This is a genomic window from Streptomyces sp. BR123 (assembly GCF_013401435.1).
Classification (GTDB): domain Bacteria; phylum Actinomycetota; class Actinomycetes; order Streptomycetales; family Streptomycetaceae; genus Streptomyces.
Genome location: NZ_JACBGN010000176.1, coordinates 1 through 15,184, shown reverse-complemented (window position 1 = coordinate 15,184; position 15,184 = coordinate 1). Strand labels below are relative to the sequence as shown.

General features: G+C 72.3%; 14 protein-coding genes. 1 reads left to right on the top strand and 13 read right to left on the bottom strand.

Annotation, left to right across the window (positions count from 1 at the left end; genetic code table 11):
* Positions 1 to 162 precede the first annotated feature (162 nt).
* From lepB to proS, 8 genes are all read right to left on the bottom strand, one after another.
* Positions 163 to 939, bottom strand: a complete 777-nt coding sequence (gene lepB / locus HYE82_RS24055; RefSeq protein ID WP_179176230.1) for a signal peptidase I — start codon at positions 937 to 939, stop codon at positions 163 to 165.
* A gap of 43 nt (positions 940 to 982) precedes the next feature.
* Complete coding sequence (gene rplS / locus HYE82_RS24050; RefSeq protein WP_179176229.1) at positions 983 to 1,333, bottom strand: 50S ribosomal protein L19; 351 nt, start codon at positions 1,331 to 1,333, stop codon at positions 983 to 985.
* A gap of 133 nt (positions 1,334 to 1,466) precedes the next feature.
* Complete coding sequence (gene trmD, locus HYE82_RS24045; RefSeq protein WP_179176228.1) at positions 1,467 to 2,288, bottom strand: tRNA (guanosine(37)-N1)-methyltransferase TrmD; 822 nt, start codon at positions 2,286 to 2,288, stop codon at positions 1,467 to 1,469.
* Entirely contained in the window at positions 2,288 to 2,839 is a 552-nt protein-coding gene (gene rimM / locus HYE82_RS24040; RefSeq protein ID WP_179176227.1) for a ribosome maturation factor RimM, read from the bottom strand. The genes trmD and rimM overlap by 1 nt, the downstream gene beginning before the upstream one ends.
* Before the next feature lie 81 nt (positions 2,840 to 2,920).
* Positions 2,921 to 3,160 carry an RNA-binding protein gene (locus tag HYE82_RS24035; protein WP_031107040.1) on the bottom strand — a complete coding sequence of 80 codons (240 nt, stop codon included), beginning with the start codon at positions 3,158 to 3,160 and terminating at the stop codon, positions 2,921 to 2,923.
* Positions 3,161 to 3,162: 2 nt separating this feature from the next.
* On the bottom strand, positions 3,163 to 3,600 hold the full coding sequence (gene rpsP, locus HYE82_RS24030; protein WP_179176226.1) for a 30S ribosomal protein S16: 438 nt from the start codon (positions 3,598 to 3,600) through the stop codon (positions 3,163 to 3,165).
* A 216-nt stretch (positions 3,601 to 3,816) separates the two neighbouring features.
* Complete coding sequence (locus tag HYE82_RS24025; protein WP_179176225.1) at positions 3,817 to 4,416, bottom strand: hypothetical protein; 600 nt, start codon at positions 4,414 to 4,416, stop codon at positions 3,817 to 3,819.
* Between the two features lie 229 nt (positions 4,417 to 4,645).
* Entirely contained in the window at positions 4,646 to 6,058 is a 1,413-nt protein-coding gene (proS, locus tag HYE82_RS24020; protein WP_179176224.1) for a proline--tRNA ligase, read from the bottom strand.
* Positions 6,059 to 6,188: 130 nt separating this feature from the next.
* Here proS and HYE82_RS24015 point away from each other — a divergent pair, with 130 nt between their 5' ends.
* On the top strand, positions 6,189 to 6,866 hold the full coding sequence (locus HYE82_RS24015) for a cyclopropane-fatty-acyl-phospholipid synthase family protein (protein WP_179176223.1): 678 nt from the start codon (positions 6,189 to 6,191) through the stop codon (positions 6,864 to 6,866).
* Between the two features lie 37 nt (positions 6,867 to 6,903).
* On the opposite strand, the gene ftsH is transcribed toward HYE82_RS24015, so the two are convergent.
* The 5 genes from ftsH to HYE82_RS23990 all read right to left on the bottom strand — a co-directional run bounded on the left by ftsH (position 6,904) and on the right by HYE82_RS23990 (position 15,107).
* Positions 6,904 to 8,874: an ATP-dependent zinc metalloprotease FtsH gene (ftsH, locus tag HYE82_RS24010; RefSeq protein WP_179176222.1), complete on the bottom strand. Its 1,971-nt coding sequence runs from the start codon at positions 8,872 to 8,874 to the stop codon at positions 6,904 to 6,906.
* Between the two features lie 129 nt (positions 8,875 to 9,003).
* A complete protein-coding gene (gene ffh, locus HYE82_RS24005) occupies positions 9,004 to 10,572 on the bottom strand; it encodes a signal recognition particle protein (RefSeq protein ID WP_179176221.1) in 1,569 nt (522 codons plus the stop codon).
* Positions 10,573 to 10,985: 413 nt separating this feature from the next.
* Entirely contained in the window at positions 10,986 to 13,406 is a 2,421-nt protein-coding gene (locus HYE82_RS24000) for a [protein-PII] uridylyltransferase (RefSeq protein WP_179176220.1), read from the bottom strand.
* A gap of 16 nt (positions 13,407 to 13,422) precedes the next feature.
* Entirely contained in the window at positions 13,423 to 13,761 is a 339-nt protein-coding gene (locus tag HYE82_RS23995; protein WP_179176219.1) for a P-II family nitrogen regulator, read from the bottom strand.
* Positions 13,758 to 15,107 carry an ammonium transporter gene (locus HYE82_RS23990; protein ID WP_179176218.1) on the bottom strand — a complete coding sequence of 450 codons (1,350 nt, stop codon included), beginning with the start codon at positions 15,105 to 15,107 and terminating at the stop codon, positions 13,758 to 13,760. The genes HYE82_RS23995 and HYE82_RS23990 overlap by 4 nt, the downstream gene beginning before the upstream one ends.
* Positions 15,108 to 15,184: the final 77 nt, after the last annotated feature.

Genomic DNA, 15,184 nt, shown 5'->3' with positions numbered 1-15,184 from the left:
GGTTTGTATAAGAGACAGCCCTCACCGCGAGTGCCCTCACCCCGTGTGCCGTCGCCGCGCGTGCCCTCGCCGCGCGCCCGGCCGGTGCGTGCCCCGTCGTCGCGCAGCAGGTCGGCGGCGCTGACCCGGTCGGTGCGGCCTCGCCCGCGGGACCGTCCGCGGCTACCCATGGCCGCCGCCTGCCGTCCCTCCGCCGCGTGGGCCGGTCGTACCCCAGCGCGAGACCGGCCAGCCGATCCGGTCGGCCCGCCCGATCACCTTCTCCACCGGCACCATCCCTCCGCCGGGCTCGCCCAGGTGGTCCCGCGAGTCACGGGACTGGGAACGGTGGTCGCCCATGACCCACAGGGTCCCCAGGGGCACCACGATCCGGAACGGGACCTTCGACGGCGTGTCCCCCGGGTACAGGTACGGCTCGTCCACCGGCATCCCGTTGACCTTGATCCGTCCGTCGGCGTCGCAGCACACCACGTCGTCGCCGCCGACCCCGACGACCCGTTTGACGAAGTCCGTCTCGGACGGCTCGCCGATCCCGAGGGCGGAAACCGCCCTGCGCACGAACCCTGCGAGGGCGTTGTCCGCGGGCGACTCCTGCACGAAGGAGCCGGTGCCGTCGAACACGACCACGTCCCCGCGCCGCGGTTGATCGCCGAAACGGTACGCCAGCTTGTTGACCAGGACCCGGTCCCCGACCTGCAGCGTCGGCTCCATCGACTTGCTCGGGATGAGGAAGGGCTGCACCACGAAGTTGCTCAGCAGCAGCAGGAAGACCGTGCACAGCACGCCGAGCACCGCCGCGCCGCGGCAGGTCGGCAGCGCCCGCAGGCCGCGCCGGGCGAGCCCCCGGGCCGACGCCCCGCCAAAAGCAGAACGCGGCCGCTCCTCCCCCGTGTCGGGGGCGGAGCGGCCGCGTCGAGTGAGCTCTGCTTCGGTTTCCATTGGAGGGAGCCTATCCGGCCTCCCCCTGGATCCGGAGAGGAGATCAGCGGTCGCGCTTCTCCTTGATCTTCGCGGCCTTGCCGCGGAGCTCACGGAGGTAGTACAGCTTGGCGCGACGCACGTCACCGCGGGTGACGACCTCGATCTTCTCGAAGATCGGGGAGTTCACCGGGAAGGTGCGCTCGACACCGACGCTGAAGGAGACCTTGCGAACGGTGAAGGTCTCGGAGACGCCGGCGCCCTGGCGGCGGATGACGACACCCTTGAACTGCTGGATGCGGGAGCGGTTGCCCTCGATGACGCGGACGTGGACGTTGACGGTGTCACCCGGGCGGAAGTCCGGGACGTCGGAGCGCAGCGTGGCGGCGTTGATGCCGTCGAGCAGGTGAGACATGTTCTTCGTCTGCTTTCTTCGCACGACGCCACAGGTCGCCGGTGCGGGTTTTCGTAGAGACTTCGGGAGCCGCGTCACCCGTCGTACGACTGTCCCCCTGTGGCAGGGGCGCACGCGAGCACACAGCAGCCGCTCATTCTTCCACGGCCGGGGGCCTCCGCCAAAATCGGCCGTCGGCGGTCGGCTGCCAGCCCAGGGTGCCGAGCACCTCCCGGTCCTTCTTGTCGTACGCGGACGCCTCGCAGCGCTCGATCAGGTCCGGGCGGTTCCGCGCGGTCCGGCGCAGCGCCTCGTCGCGGCGCCACCGGGCGATCTTGCCGTGGTGGCCGCTGAGGAGCACGTCCGGGATGCCGCGGCCGCGCCACTCGGGGGGCTTGGTGTAGACGGGCCCCTCCAGCAGGTTCTCCATCTCGCCGGGGGCGAAGGAGTCGTCGCGGTGCGATTCGGCGTTGCCGAGGACGCCGGGCAGCAGCCGGGCCACGGCCTCGGTGATCACGAGTACCGCGGCCTCACCGCCTGCCAGGACGTAGTCGCCGATGGAGACCTCGTAGACCGGCATGCGCGTGGCGTACTCGTCCATGACACGGCGGTCGATGCCCTCGTAGCGGGCGGGGGTGAAGATCAGCCAGGGCCGCTCGGAGAGCTCCACGGCGAGTTCCTGGGTGAACGGCCGGCCGCTGGGCGTGGGCACGACCAGGACGGGCCCGTGGTCGCCGGCCTCGTACCCGTCGGCCAGGGCCTCGTCGAGGGCCTCGCCCCACGGCCCGGTCTTCATCACCATGCCGGGACCGCCGCCGTACGGGGTGTCGTCGACGGTGTTGTGCCGGTCGTACGTCCAGTCGCGCAGGTCGTGGACGTGCACGCCGAGCTGCCCGCGGGCGCGCGCCTTGCCGACGAGGGAGACGTTCAGCGGCTCCAGGTACTCGGGGAAGATCGTGACGACGTCGAGCCGCATCAGGACTCTTCCCCGTTGTCCCGCGAGGAGACGGTTTCGGCACGGTCGTCGATCAGCCCGGGCGGCGGGGTGATGACGCAGCGCTGCTCCTCCAGATCGATCTCGGCGACGATCTCCTCGACGAAGGGGATCATCACCTCGGAGCCGTCCGCCCGCTCGACGATGAACAGGTCCTGCGAGGGCAGGTGGCTGATCTCGGTGATCCGGCCGACCTCGGTGCCGTCCTCCAGGACGACGTCCAGGTCGATCAGCTGGTGGTCGTAGTACTCGTCGGGCTCCTCGGGCAGCTCCGCCGGGTCCACCTCGGCGATCAGCAGGGTGTTGCGCAGCGCCTCGGCGCCGTTGCGGTCCTTGACGCCCTCGAACCGCAGCAGGAGGCGCCCGCTGTGTACCCGGCCCGTCTCGATGGTCAGCGGCCCCGTGGCGGCCGGCTCCGTCAGCAGGACGGCACCGGGAGCGAGCCGCAGCTCCGGCTCGTCGGTGCGCACCTCGACGGTGACCTCACCCTTGATCCCGTGGGCGCGGCCGATCCGCGCGACTACCAGCTGCACTGTCTGTCTCTCCTGTCCAGACGACGACGGGCCGGGGTGGGCACGCGTGCCCTCCCCGGCCCGTGCCGGTGATTCAACTGCTCAGCGGACGTGGTCCACGTCGACCAGGTCGACGCGGATCCCGCGGCCGCCGATGGCGCCCACGACGGTTCGCAGGGCACGTGCGGTGCGGCCGTTGCGGCCGATCACCTTCCCGAGGTCGTCCGGGTGGACCCGGACCTCGAGCACCTGCCCGCGCCGCAGGTTGCGCGAGGCGACCTGCACGTCGTCGGGGTTGTCCACAATGCCCTTTACGAGGTGCTCAAGAGCCTCCTCGAGCATGCTCAGGCCTCGGTCGACTCGGCGGCGGCCTCAGCCTCGTCCGCCTTCTTGTCGGCCTTCTTCTTCTGCGTGATGGCCTCGCCCTTGGTCTCGCCGATGCCCTCCAGGGCCTTGGCGAACTCCTCGAAGGAGCGGCGCTTGTCTTCCTTGGTGGCCGGCTGCAGCAGCGGCGCCGGGGCCGGCAGGCCCTTGTGCTTCTGCCAGTCGCCGGTCAGCTTCAGGATGGCGAGGACGGCGTCGGTCGGCTGGGCGCCGACGGACAGCCAGTACTGCGCGCGCTCGGCGTTGACCTCGATGCGCGAGGGGTTGTAGGTCGGCTGGTAGATGCCGATCTCCTCGATCGCGCGGCCGTCCCGGCGGGTGCGGGCGTCGGCGACGACGATGCGGTAGTGCGGAGAGCGAATCTTGCCGAGGCGCTTGAGCTTGATCTTGACTGCCACTGGAGTGGTGTCTCCTGAACTTGACGTGGTGGGGCACTTTGAGATGCCACGTGGGGTTGCGGTACTCGGATGCCCGATGGACGCGTCAGCCGGAGGAGAGAGGGGTCCTGTGCGACTGTCGAGTACAGCTTGTCATTGTGCCACATGCCGACGGCGCCTCCTCCCCGGGCCCGGTGGTCAGTGGCACACCGTGCCGCGGCGCCGCGCGCCGCCGGCTCAGGACGCGGCGGCGGTCACGGCGACCTCGGGGATGCGGAACGGCTTCATGCAGCCGCCGCACACGATCGGCGCCTGCGCCAGGACGGAGGGGACCACCCGCACGTTGCGTCCGCAGTCGCAGACGGCCTTGACGCGCACGCCACCGCCCGAGGAGCCGTGCCGTGCAGCCGGCCCGCGGAAGCTGCGCTTGGTGTCCGCAGCCGTCGCGACGGTGTGGGCCTTCAGCGCGCGCTGCAGCCGCTCCATGGTGGGGCGGTAGCGCTTCTTCGCCTCCGGGTTGAGCGTGACCAGCGAGAAGCCGCTGCTCGGGTGCGGCTCGTCGGAGTGGTCCAGCCCCATCTCCTCGGCGATCGCGAGGAATCTGCGGTTGTGATAGCGGCCGGCCCGGGAGGTGTCGCGCACTCCGCGGGCGGCGGCGATGCCGTGGACTGCCTCGTGCAGCAGTCGCTCGAAGGAGAGCTCGGCGCCGCAGGCGGACGAGGACTCTCCGATCAGGGATTCGGGGGCGGCAAGATCGGGCAGCTCGGGGTGGTGCCGCTGAATGTCGGCCCACGCCTGCGCCAGCTCTGCGGCGAGAACAGGTGGTGTCGTGCTCACGTCGTGACAACGAGCCGAGGGGCCTCGGTGTTCCGATTCCGGGCCATTCCAAATTTTTTGCACGTACCAGTCAGTTCAGCCTGATGCGTCCTGACGAGGACGGGTGCGCCGATCCCAGGAGGAGTCGGTACGTAACGGCGACCGGAACGCGTCAGCCCCGGCGCGCGGCTCGTGCCGCACGCCGGGGCTGCTGCGTCGGTATCACCCTGTGTCGATCACCTGGCGGCGATCAGTACGAACGCGCGACGATCGCGAGGGTACCGGGGGCGTCGTCCGACTCCGGGACCGACCCGTCCTCGGCGATCAGGCACCGCACGGTCACGGCCTGCTCGCCCAGCTTGGCCTCGCCCTCCGGGCCCAGCACGTCCCACGGGATCCGCGCCCAGCCGCCCGCGACCGCGGCCTCGGCGGCCTCCTCCAGCGTGGCCACGTCGGTGGTGCGGGACTCCCGGCGCTCGCGGGACTCGCGCAGCAGCTGCGCCTGGTCCTCCTCCAGCACCTTGGGCAGCAGGTCCGTCAGGGCCTCGATCTGCACCGGCTCCTTGCCGCCCGGGATCCGGCGGGCCAGCATCGCGGTGCCGGCCTCCAGGTCGCGGGGCCCGATCTCGATGCGCACCGGGACGCCCTTGAGCTCCCAGTCCACGGCGCGGCGGCCGAACGGGATGTCGACGCGGTCGTCGACGCGGACCCGCAGGCCGGCGGCCTTCAGGCGGTCGCCGAGCTCGCGGACCTTGGCCACGGCCTCGTCGCCCTTGATCGCCATGACGACGACCTGGACGTGGGCCAGGCGCGGCGGGACCCGCAGGCCGTTGTCGTCGCCGTGGGACATGATCAGACCGCCGACCATGCGGGTGGAGACACCCCAGGAGGTCTGCCAGACCAGCTCCTGCTTGCCCTCCTTGGACAGGTAGGAGGTGTGGAACGCCTTGGCGAAGTTCTGGCCGAGCTCGTGGCTGGTGCCCATCTGCAGGGCCTTGCCGTCGCCCATCATGCCCTCGAGGGTGAGGGTGTTGATGGCGCCGGCGAAGCGCTCCTTGGGGGTCTTGCGGCCGAGCACGACGTCGATGCCGAGCACGTTGGTCATGAAGTCGCCGTACACGTTCCGGTGGATGTGCGCGGCGTAGTCGCGGGCGTCCTCGTACGTGGCGTGGGCGGTGTGGCCCTCCTGCCAGAGGAACTCACTCGTACGGAGGAAGACGCGGGGTCGCATCTCCCAGCGGACCACATTGGCCCACTGGTTGATCAGCAGGGGCAGGTCGCGGTAGCTCTGCACCCACTTCGAGAAGTAGTCGTTGATGATCGTCTCGGAGGTGGGGCGGACGACGACCGGCTCTTCCAGCTCCTTGCCGCCGCCGTGGGTGACGACCGCGAGCTCCGGGGCGAAGCCCTCGACGTGCTCGGCCTCCTTGGTCAGGTAGGCCTGCGGGATGAACATCGGGAAGTACGCGTTCTGGGCGCCCGACTCCTTGATGCGGGCGTCCATCTCCTGCTGCATCCGCTCCCACAGCCCGTAGCCGTACGGTCGGATGACCATCGTGCCGCGCACTGGGCCGTTGTCGGCCAGTTCGGCCTTGTTGATCAGATCCTGGTACCAGCGGGGGAAATCCTCCGCCTGGGGGGTGAGAACGGGAGCCTTTGCCATGGCGCGAATGGTACGGCGCCGGACACTCGATCCGTGAATCGGGTGGCGCACTCCTCTGGACGCGGGGGCGAATGGGGAGTTCTCTGGCAACGGGGCAAGGGGGCGACAAGGAATCAGGAGCGCTCTTTCGATGACACCGACGCCGACGCCGACACTCGCCGCCCGGGACTGGGCGGAGATCCAGGAGCGGATGCTCGTACCGCTGTACGAGGCGGTCTTCGACCGGCTGGAGATCGGGCCGGGCGACCGGCTGCTCGGCCTGGACTGCGGAGCCGGGCTGGCGCTGCTGCTGGCCGAGGGGCGGGGAGCCGCCGCCACGGGCGTGGAGGCGGACCCGGCCCGGCGGGCGCTCGCGCGCGAACGCCTGCTGGAGGTGGCGGCGACGACGCCGGCGGGCGTCCGGCCGTACGACGTGCTGCTCGGCTTCTCCACTTCGCCCGCCGCCCTGGCCGCGGCCCTGCCCGCCGTCCGGCGCGGCGGGGCGGTGGTCCTGGCCGGCTGGGGCCCGGCGGAGCGCTGCACCGTGCCGGCGGTGCACGGCTGCGGGCCGGTCCCTCAGGACCTGGACGCGGTGGTGGAGGCGGCCGGGCTGGTGCCCGACGGCTCGGGCCGGGTGTTCTGCCCCTTCGGGTACGCCGACGCGGACAGCGCGGTGCGCGGCCTGCTCTCGACCGGGCTGTACGACCGCTCGTGCGACCCGGCGCAGGTCGAGAAGGAACTGGCCGAGGCCCTTCACCCGTACGAGCGGGCCGACGGCGCCGTCTGGCTGCCGAACATCTTCCGCTACGTGATCGCCCGCGTGCCCTGACCGCGCGGGCGGCCGCCTCCGGCCGGCGCTGCGCAGGTCACTTGGCCAGGCGCGGGATGCCGGCCGCGGCGTACGCGGCAGCCTCGTCCAACGTCTCGTTCGCCAGCAGGGCCTCGGCGAGGGCGTCGAGTTTCGGCCGGTGCTCGCGCAGCAGGCGGCAGGCCTCCATGTAGCACTCGTCCACGATCCGCCGCATCTCGTGGTCCACCGCGTCGAGCGTGGCAGGGGCCGCCACCAGTCCGTACGGGCTCTGCGGGTCCGACGGGATCGCGGTGAGGCGGCCGATGCGCTCGCTCATGCCCCACCGGCCGACCATGCCGCGGACGAGGCCGGTGGCCTGTTCCAGGTCGTTCTCGGACCCCGTGGTGATCACGTCGTACACGGTGTGCTCGGCCGCCATGCCGCCCAGGGCGCCGATGATCCGGCCGCGCAGGTACTCCTCGGTGTAGGCGTAGCGGTCCGCCTCCGGCGTGGACAGGGTCACGCCGAGCGCCCGGCCGCGCGGCACGATCGTGACCTTCCGGACCGGGTCGGCGCCCGGCTGGAGCATGCCGAGCAGCGCGTGCCCGCTCTCGTGGTATGCGGTGCGCCGGCGCTCCTCCTCCGGCATGACGAGCGGCCGCTCCGCGCCCAGCTGCACCTTCTCCAGGGCCTCGGAGAGGTCGGCCCTCGTGACCTCGTCCCGCCCCCGCTTGACCGCCAGCAGGGCGGCCTCGTTGGCGAGGTTGGAGAGCTCGGCACCGGTCATGCCGGGCGTCGTGGCGGCCACGTGCTCCAGGTCCACGTCCGGGGCGAGCGGGATGTCGCGGGTGTGGATGCGCAGGATCGCCAGGCGGCCGCTCTTGTCGGGCGGGGAGACCGTCACCGTGCGGTCGAACCGGCCGGGCCGGGTGAGGGCCGGGTCCAGGACGTCGGCCCGGTTGGTCGCGGCGATCACGACCACGCCCTCGGAGCCGGAGAAGCCGTCCATCTCGGTCAGGATCTGGTTGAGGGTCTGCTCGCGCTCGTCGTGGCCGCCGATGCCGCCGCCGGCGCCGCGCGCCCGGCCGATGGTGTCGATCTCGTCGATGAAGATGATCGCGGGCGCGACCTTGCGCGCCTCGGCGAACAGCTCCCGGACCCGGGAGGCGCCGACACCGACGATCATCTCGATGAACTCGGACGCCGACGCGGAGAAGAACGGCACGCCCGCCTCGCCTGCGACCGCGCGTGCCAGCAGCGTCTTGCCCGTGCCGGGCAGGCCCGAGAGGAGCACGCCGCCGGGCATCCGGGCGCCCATCCGGCGGTACCGCTGCGGGTCCTTCAGGAAGTCGACGACGTCGTTCAGCTCGCCCGCGACCTCGTCGATGCCCGCCACGTCGTCGAAGGTGGTGCGCTTCGCGCCCTCCTGGAGTTCCACGGGCCGCGGCGGCGCCTTGCGGCCCAGCCCGCCGAGGCCGCCGCCCATCGCCGAGCCCATCCGGCGGGCGATGAACACCCACAGCAGGATCAGCAGCAGCATGGGGGCGAGCGAGAGCAGCAGGTTGGCCAGGAAGCTGCGCGGCACGACGACCGGGGAGGCCGTCACGTTCACGTTCTGCCGGGTGAGGTCGGCCCACAGGTCGTCCTCGGCGAAGGCCGGCCGCTGGGTGACGAACTTGGTGTAGTCGCCCTTGTCCTTGCCACCGTCCGGCGGCAGCGGCTGCTTGGCCTTCAGCTCGCCCTGGATGGCATCGCCCTTGGAATAGATCTTCGAGACGTTCCCGGCCGCGACCTGCTTGCTGAACTCGGTGTACGAGATCGTCGGCTCGTCGCCCTCGTTGAAGAACGACAGCACCAGGTTGGTCACCAGGAAGACGACCAGGGCCGCGAGGATCAGCCCGCGCCGGCCGCCGGGCATCCGCTTCCTCGGCTGCGGGCTGGGCGGCGCGCCCTCGGACCGCCAGGGGGTGTCGGCCCGGTCGCGGGGCGGCGCGGGAGTGGGGCTGGGCACCGTGGCCTCCTTACTGCCGTCCCCCCGGCCGACCATAAGCGATATTCCGGACCACGGCTTCCGGACGCACGCGGGCCCCGGCCGCATCCCGCGGCCGGGGCCCGTACAGAAGGCTCAGCGCCTCCCCGCGAACCACTTCATGAACGTCACGCAGTGGTGCACGGACTACTTCATGAACTTCTTGAACTCGTCCGGCAGGTCGAATTCCTGGCCCGACTGGCCGCCGGCCGGCAGGCCGAACGGGCTGCCGGCGGCGGCCGGGCCGCCCTGCGCGGCCTGCTCGCGGCGGGTGGCCGCCTCCAGTTCCTCCTGCTTGCGCTTCATCGGGTTGCCGCTCTTGCGCTTGCCCTTGGCCTGCTTGGGCTGCTTCTTCTGCCGGCCGGGGCCGCCGCCCATGCCCGGGATGCCCGGCATACCGGGCATCCCGCCGCCCTGGGCCATGCGGGACATCATCTTGCGGGCGTCGAAGAACCGCTCCACGAGGTTCTTGACCGCGCTGACCTCGACACCGGAGCCCTTGGCGATACGGGCGCGGCGCGAGCCGTTGATGATCGTCGGGTCCTGGCGCTCGGCCGGGGTCATCGACTTGATGATCGCGGCGGTGCGGTCGACGTCGCGCTCGTCGATGTTGTTGATCTGGTCCTTGATCTGGCCCATGCCCGGCAGCATGCCGAGGAGCTTCGAGATGGAGCCCATCTTGCGGACCTGCTCCATCTGGGCCAGGAAGTCGTCGAGCGTGAACTCCTTCGGGCCCTTGGCGAGCTTGGCCGCCATCTTCTCGGCCTCGGCCTGCGAGAAGGTCTTCTCGGCCTGCTCGATGAGGGTGAGCATGTCACCCATGTCGAGGATGCGGCCCGCCATGCGGTCGGGGTGGAACGCGTCGAAGTCGTCGAGCTTCTCGCCGTTCGACGCGAACATGATCTGCTTGCCCGTGACGTGCGCGATGGAGAGCGCGGCACCACCGCGGGCGTCGCCGTCGAGCTTCGACAGCACCACGCCGTCGAAGCCGACGCCGTCGCGGAAGGCCTCGGCGGTGTTGACCGCGTCCTGACCGATCATCGCGTCGACGACGAACAGGATCTCGTCGGGCGACACGGCGTCGCGGATGTCCGCGGCCTGCTGCATCATCTCGGCGTCGATGCCGAGGCGGCCGGCGGTGTCGACGATGACGATGTCGTGCTGCTTGGTGCGCGCGTACTCGATGGAGTCCTTCGCGACCTGGATCGGGTCGCCGACGCCGTTGCCGGGCTGCGGGCCGTAGAAACCGACACCGGCGCGCTCGGCGACGATGTTCAGCTGGTTGACGGCGTTGGGGCGCTGGAGGTCGCAGGCGACGAGCAGCGGGGTGTGGCCCTGGCCCTTCAGCCAGAAGCCGAGCTTTCCGGCGAGGGTGGTCTTACCGGCACCCTGGAGACCCGCGAGCATGATCACGGTCGGGGCGGTCTTGGCGAACCGCAGGCGGCGGGTCTCGCCACCGAGGATCGAGACCAGCTCCTCGTTGACGATCTTGAGCACCTGCTGGCCCGGGTTGAGCGCCTTGGAGACCTCCGCGCCGCGGGCGCGCTCCTTGACGTTCGCGATGAAGGAGCGGACGACCGGGAGGGCGACGTCCGCCTCGAGGAGGGCGATACGGATTTCCCGCGCCGCGGCGTCGATGTCCTGCTCGGAGAGGCGGCCCTTGCCCCTGAGGGACTTGAAGGTCGCGCTGAGGCGGTCGGAAAGCGTATCGAACACGGTGGTCGCGATTCCTCGGGTCGGGGGCGGTGTGGTCGTACCCCAGGGTATCGGTCCCGGCCGCCTACCCGGCCCTGCGGGCGTCTTTCCTCCCCTGCCCCGTCCCTTCCCGCCGTACCGGACACGGGCTCCGCCGCCACGGGGCCCTGCTGCAGCCCTGCGCCCCAGGCGCCGGCCGGGCCGGAGGTCGGGGATCCGCCCCGGACCCCGCGCCTCAAGCGCCTTCTGGCCGGGAAGTCCGGCCCGCGCGGCGTCCGGGCGCACCGGGCGACAGCGCCCGGAACAGGGCCCGGGGCGGAGCGCGCGGTTTCGGGGGGCGGGGTGGGCCACGGCTGCGCAGCGGCAGGCCGGCGACGACGGCGGCTCCGGCTGCGGCTGCGGCTGCGGCTGCGGCTGCGGCTGCGTCGGGATGGCTACGACAGGGCCGTGGTGAGGGTGGCGGCCACCGTGGACGCGTCGGCGGGGTCGAGGGGCTTGCCCTCGACGGACGTGACGTACAGCGAGTCCACGGCGTTCGCGCCCAGCGTCGAGACGTGCGCGCTGCGGACGCGCACGCCAGCCCCCTCCAGGGCCCGCCCGATCCGGTGCAGCAGCCCGACCGCGTCCGGCGCCCGCACCTCCAGCACGGTGGCGAGCGCGGACACCTCCGGGACCACGGTGACCCGGGGCGGCGGCGGGACCACCCCGCGCCGCCGCGGGTACGCCGCCTCCCGGTCGGCGAGCTTCGCGGAGACGTCGAGGGAGCCGTCCAGGGCCCGGACGAGATCGGCGCGGAGCCGTGCGGCCTCGGGGAGGGAGCCGTACTCGGCGGCAACCCGCCAGTGGAGCACCAGGGCCTCACCGAGGTGGCCGGGGAGTTCGAGTGCGCGCAGGTCGGCGGCGCGGACGGTGAGCCGGTGCAGGGCGAGGACGCCGGCGACGGCGGGCAGGACGCCCGGCTGGTCGGGGACGGCGACGGCCAGTTCCACTCCGACGGCGTCCTCCTCGTGCCGCGCGTGCAGGGCGAGGACGGGTTCCCCGGTCCGCAGGGCCTCCACCGCGAGGCGTTCCTCCTCGGCGGAGGGCGCCGGGTCGGGCTGTCCGGGGACGGCGGCCCCGCCGAGGACGGCCGCGACCCGCCGGACGAGGTCGGCGACCAGGGAGGCGCGCCAGGCCGACCAGGCGGCGGGGCCGGTGGCGAGTGCATCGGCCTCGGTCAGGGCGTGCAGGAGTTCCAGGGTGCCGGGGGTGCCGACGGCCTCGGCGACGGAGCGGACGGTGGCGGGGTCGTCGAGGTCGCGCCGGGTGGCGGTCTCGGCCAGCAGCAGGTGATGGCGGACCAGGGTGGCCAGGACGCCGGCGTCGGCCGGGCCGAAGCCGACGCGGAGGGCGGTGTCGCGGGCGATGGTCTCGCCGACCGCGGAGTGGTCGCCGGGCCAGCCCTTGCCGATGTCGTGCAGCAGGGCGGCCATGAGCAGCAGGTCGGGGCGGCCGACGCGGCGGGTCAGGGCGGAGGCGCGGACGGCGGTTTCCACGAGGTGCCGGTCGACGGTCCAGGTGTGGACGGGGTTGCGCTGGGGGCGGCAGCGGACCCGTTCCCAGTCGGGCAGGAGGGCGGAGATGATGCCCTCGGCCTCCAGGGCCTCCCAGACGCCGACCGTCGGCTCCCCCGCCCCGAGCAGGGTGAGGAGCTGTTCGCGGGCCTCGGCGGGCCAGGGCACCGGCAGCGGGCGGCTCTGGGCGGCGAGGCGGCGTACGGCGTGCGGGGAGACCGGAAGCCCGGCCTGGGCGGCGGCGGCGCCGAGGCGCAGGGCGAGGACCGGGTCGCGTTCGGGGCGGGCGGCCAGGGCGAGCACGGCCTCGCCGTCCGACTCGACGACGCCCTCGGCGAGCGGGGCCCGTTCGGGGGTGGCGGCGCGGGTGCCGAGGAGTCCGCGCAGCCGGGGCCGGGCGGCGCGGGCGCGCAGGACGCGGCCGACCTCGCGCCAGGTGACGTCGGCGGCGTAGGCGACGGTGCGGGCGGCTTCGTAGACCTCGCGGAGCAGCGCGTCCGCGTCGAGGAGGCCGAGGCGGGCGGCGACCTGGTCCTGTTCCTGGAGGGCGAGCCGGTCGCCGGCGCGGCCGGTGACGAGGTGGAGGGCGTCGCGGGCGTCGAGGAGCCGGCGCCGGGCGTCGGCGAGTCCCTCGCGGGGGGCGTCGGCGAGCCAGGAGGCGGCGACGGCGCGCAGGGCGGTGACGTCACGCAGGCCGCCGCGGGCCTCCTTGAGGTCGGGTTCGAGGAGGAAGCGCAGTTCGCCGGCCCGGTCGGCCCGTTCGCGGCACATGGCGTGCAGCTCGGGCAGGCGTTTGGGGGCGTGGTTGCGCCAGTCGGCGAGGACGGAGGTGCGCAGGCCGGTGAGGAGGCCGAGGTCGCCGGCGACGGGGCGGGCGTCGAGCAGTCCGAGGTGGACCTTGAGGTCCTCGGCGGCGGTCTTGCGGGCCTCGCCGGGGGTGCGGACGGAGTGGTCCAGGGAGAGGCCGAGGTCCCAGACGGGGTACCAGATGCGGTCGGCGAGGCGGCCCAGGTCGGCGGGGGCGGCCTTGCCGTCGTGGAGGAGGAGCAGGTCGAGGTCGCTGCGCGGGGAGAGTTCGCCGCGTCCGTAGCCGCCGACGGCCACGAGGGCGGCGCCGCGTACGCCGGTCTCCCGCGCGGCGGTGGTGAACAGGGCGTTCAGCCAGTCGTCGGTCAGCCCGGCCAGCGCGGAACGCCGCGAGGGCCCGGACCGCGGCTCCTCCTGGAGGAGCCGCAGCCGGGCCGCGGCGTAGCCGCTGGGTCCGGGGTCGGAGGTGCCTGTGGTCTCTTCGACGCTCGTCACCCAGGTTCTCCCGTCGCTAGAGCGCTTCGGCGCCGCGCTCGCCGGTGCGGACGCGGATGAGGGCGTCCACGGGAACGCTCCACACCTTGCCGTCACCGATCTTGCCGGTGCGGGCGCCCTTCACCAGGATTTCCATGACCGACTCGGCGTCGTCGTCCTCGACGACGACCTCGATGCGGATCTTGGGAACGAGGTCCACGGTGTACTCGGCACCGCGGTAGACCTCGGTGTGGCCGCGCTGGCGGCCGTAGCCGCTGGCCTCGGAGACGGTCAGGCCCTGCACTCCGTACCGCTGGAGGGCGTCCTTGATCTCGTCCAGCCGGTGCGGCTTGACGATCGCGGTGATCAGCTTCATGCGTCAACCTTCTTGCTCGCGGCGGCAGCGGGGGCTGCGGTGTGGGCGGTGCTCCGGACGGAGGCGCCGCCTCCGGCCCCGCTGAAGTCGTAGGCGGTCTCGGCGTGCTCGACCTGGTCGATGCCGGAGACCTCGTCGTCCTCCGTGACCCGCATCCCCATCGTCTTGTCGAGGAGGAGGGCGAGCACGGCGGACGCGACGAGAGAGTAGGCGAGGACGGAGAAGACGCCCACGGCCTGCTTGCCGAGCTGTTCCAGGCCGCCGCCGTAGAAGAGGCCGGCCGCGTCGGACTGGACGCCGCCGGTGGCGAAGAAGCCCACGAGGAGGGAGCCTGCGATGCCGCCGACGAGGTGGACGCCGACGACGTCGAGGGAGTCGTCGTAGCCGAACTTGTACTTGAGGCCGACCGCCATGGCGCACAGCAGGCCGGCGATGGCGCCGATGGCGATCGCGCCGAGCGGGGAGCAGGATCCCCCGGCGGGGGTGATGGCGACGAGGCCGGCGACCGCGCCGGAGGCGGCGCCGAGGGTGGTGAAGGAGCCGTGGCGCAGCTTCTCGTAGGCGAGCCAGGCGAGCATGGCGGCGGCGGTGGCGACCTGGGTGTTGACGAACATCACGGCGCCGACGCCGTCGTCGTTGCCGAGCCAGGAGCCGGCGTTGAAGCCGAACCAGCCGAACCACAGCAGGCCGGCGCCGAGCATGACGAGGGGGAGGCTGTGCGGGCGCATCGGGTCCTTCTTGAAGCCGACGCGCTTGCCGATGACGAGGATGACGGCGAGGGCGGCGGCGCCCGCGTTGATGTGGACGGCGGTGCCGCCCGCGAAGTCGATCACGCCGAGCTCGAAGAGCCAGCCGCCGGGGGCCCAGACCCAGTGGGCGACGGGGAAGTAGACGACGGTGGCCCACAGGGCGGTGAACAGGGCCCAGGCGCTGAACTTGACGCGGTCGGCGAGGGCGCCGCTGATCAGCGAGGGGGTGATGACGGCGAACATGAGCTGGAAGACGGCGAAGACGTAGACGGGGATGGTGTAGCCGTCCCACAGTTCGGTGATGCCGATGCCGCTGAGGCCGAGGTAGTCGGAGGACCAGCCGATCACTCCGCCGGTGTCGGCGCCGAAGGCGATGCTGAAGCCGTAGAGGACCCACAGGATCGTGACGATCCCGAGGCTGATGAAGCTCATCATCAGCATGTTGAGGCTGCTCTTGACGCGGACCATGCCCCCGTAGAAGAAGGCGAGTCCCGGGGTCATCAGCATGACCAGGGCGGAGCAGATGAGCATGAACCCGGTGTTCGCGGCGGAGAGCGTCGGGGCGTCTGCCGCGAGGGTCGTGATGGCTGCTGCCATCGGCGTCTCCTCGTCGTCGGTACGTTCGCGTGCGGGCGATCGTGGAACGTGCAGCGGCGCAGGGGGTGGGCCGGGGG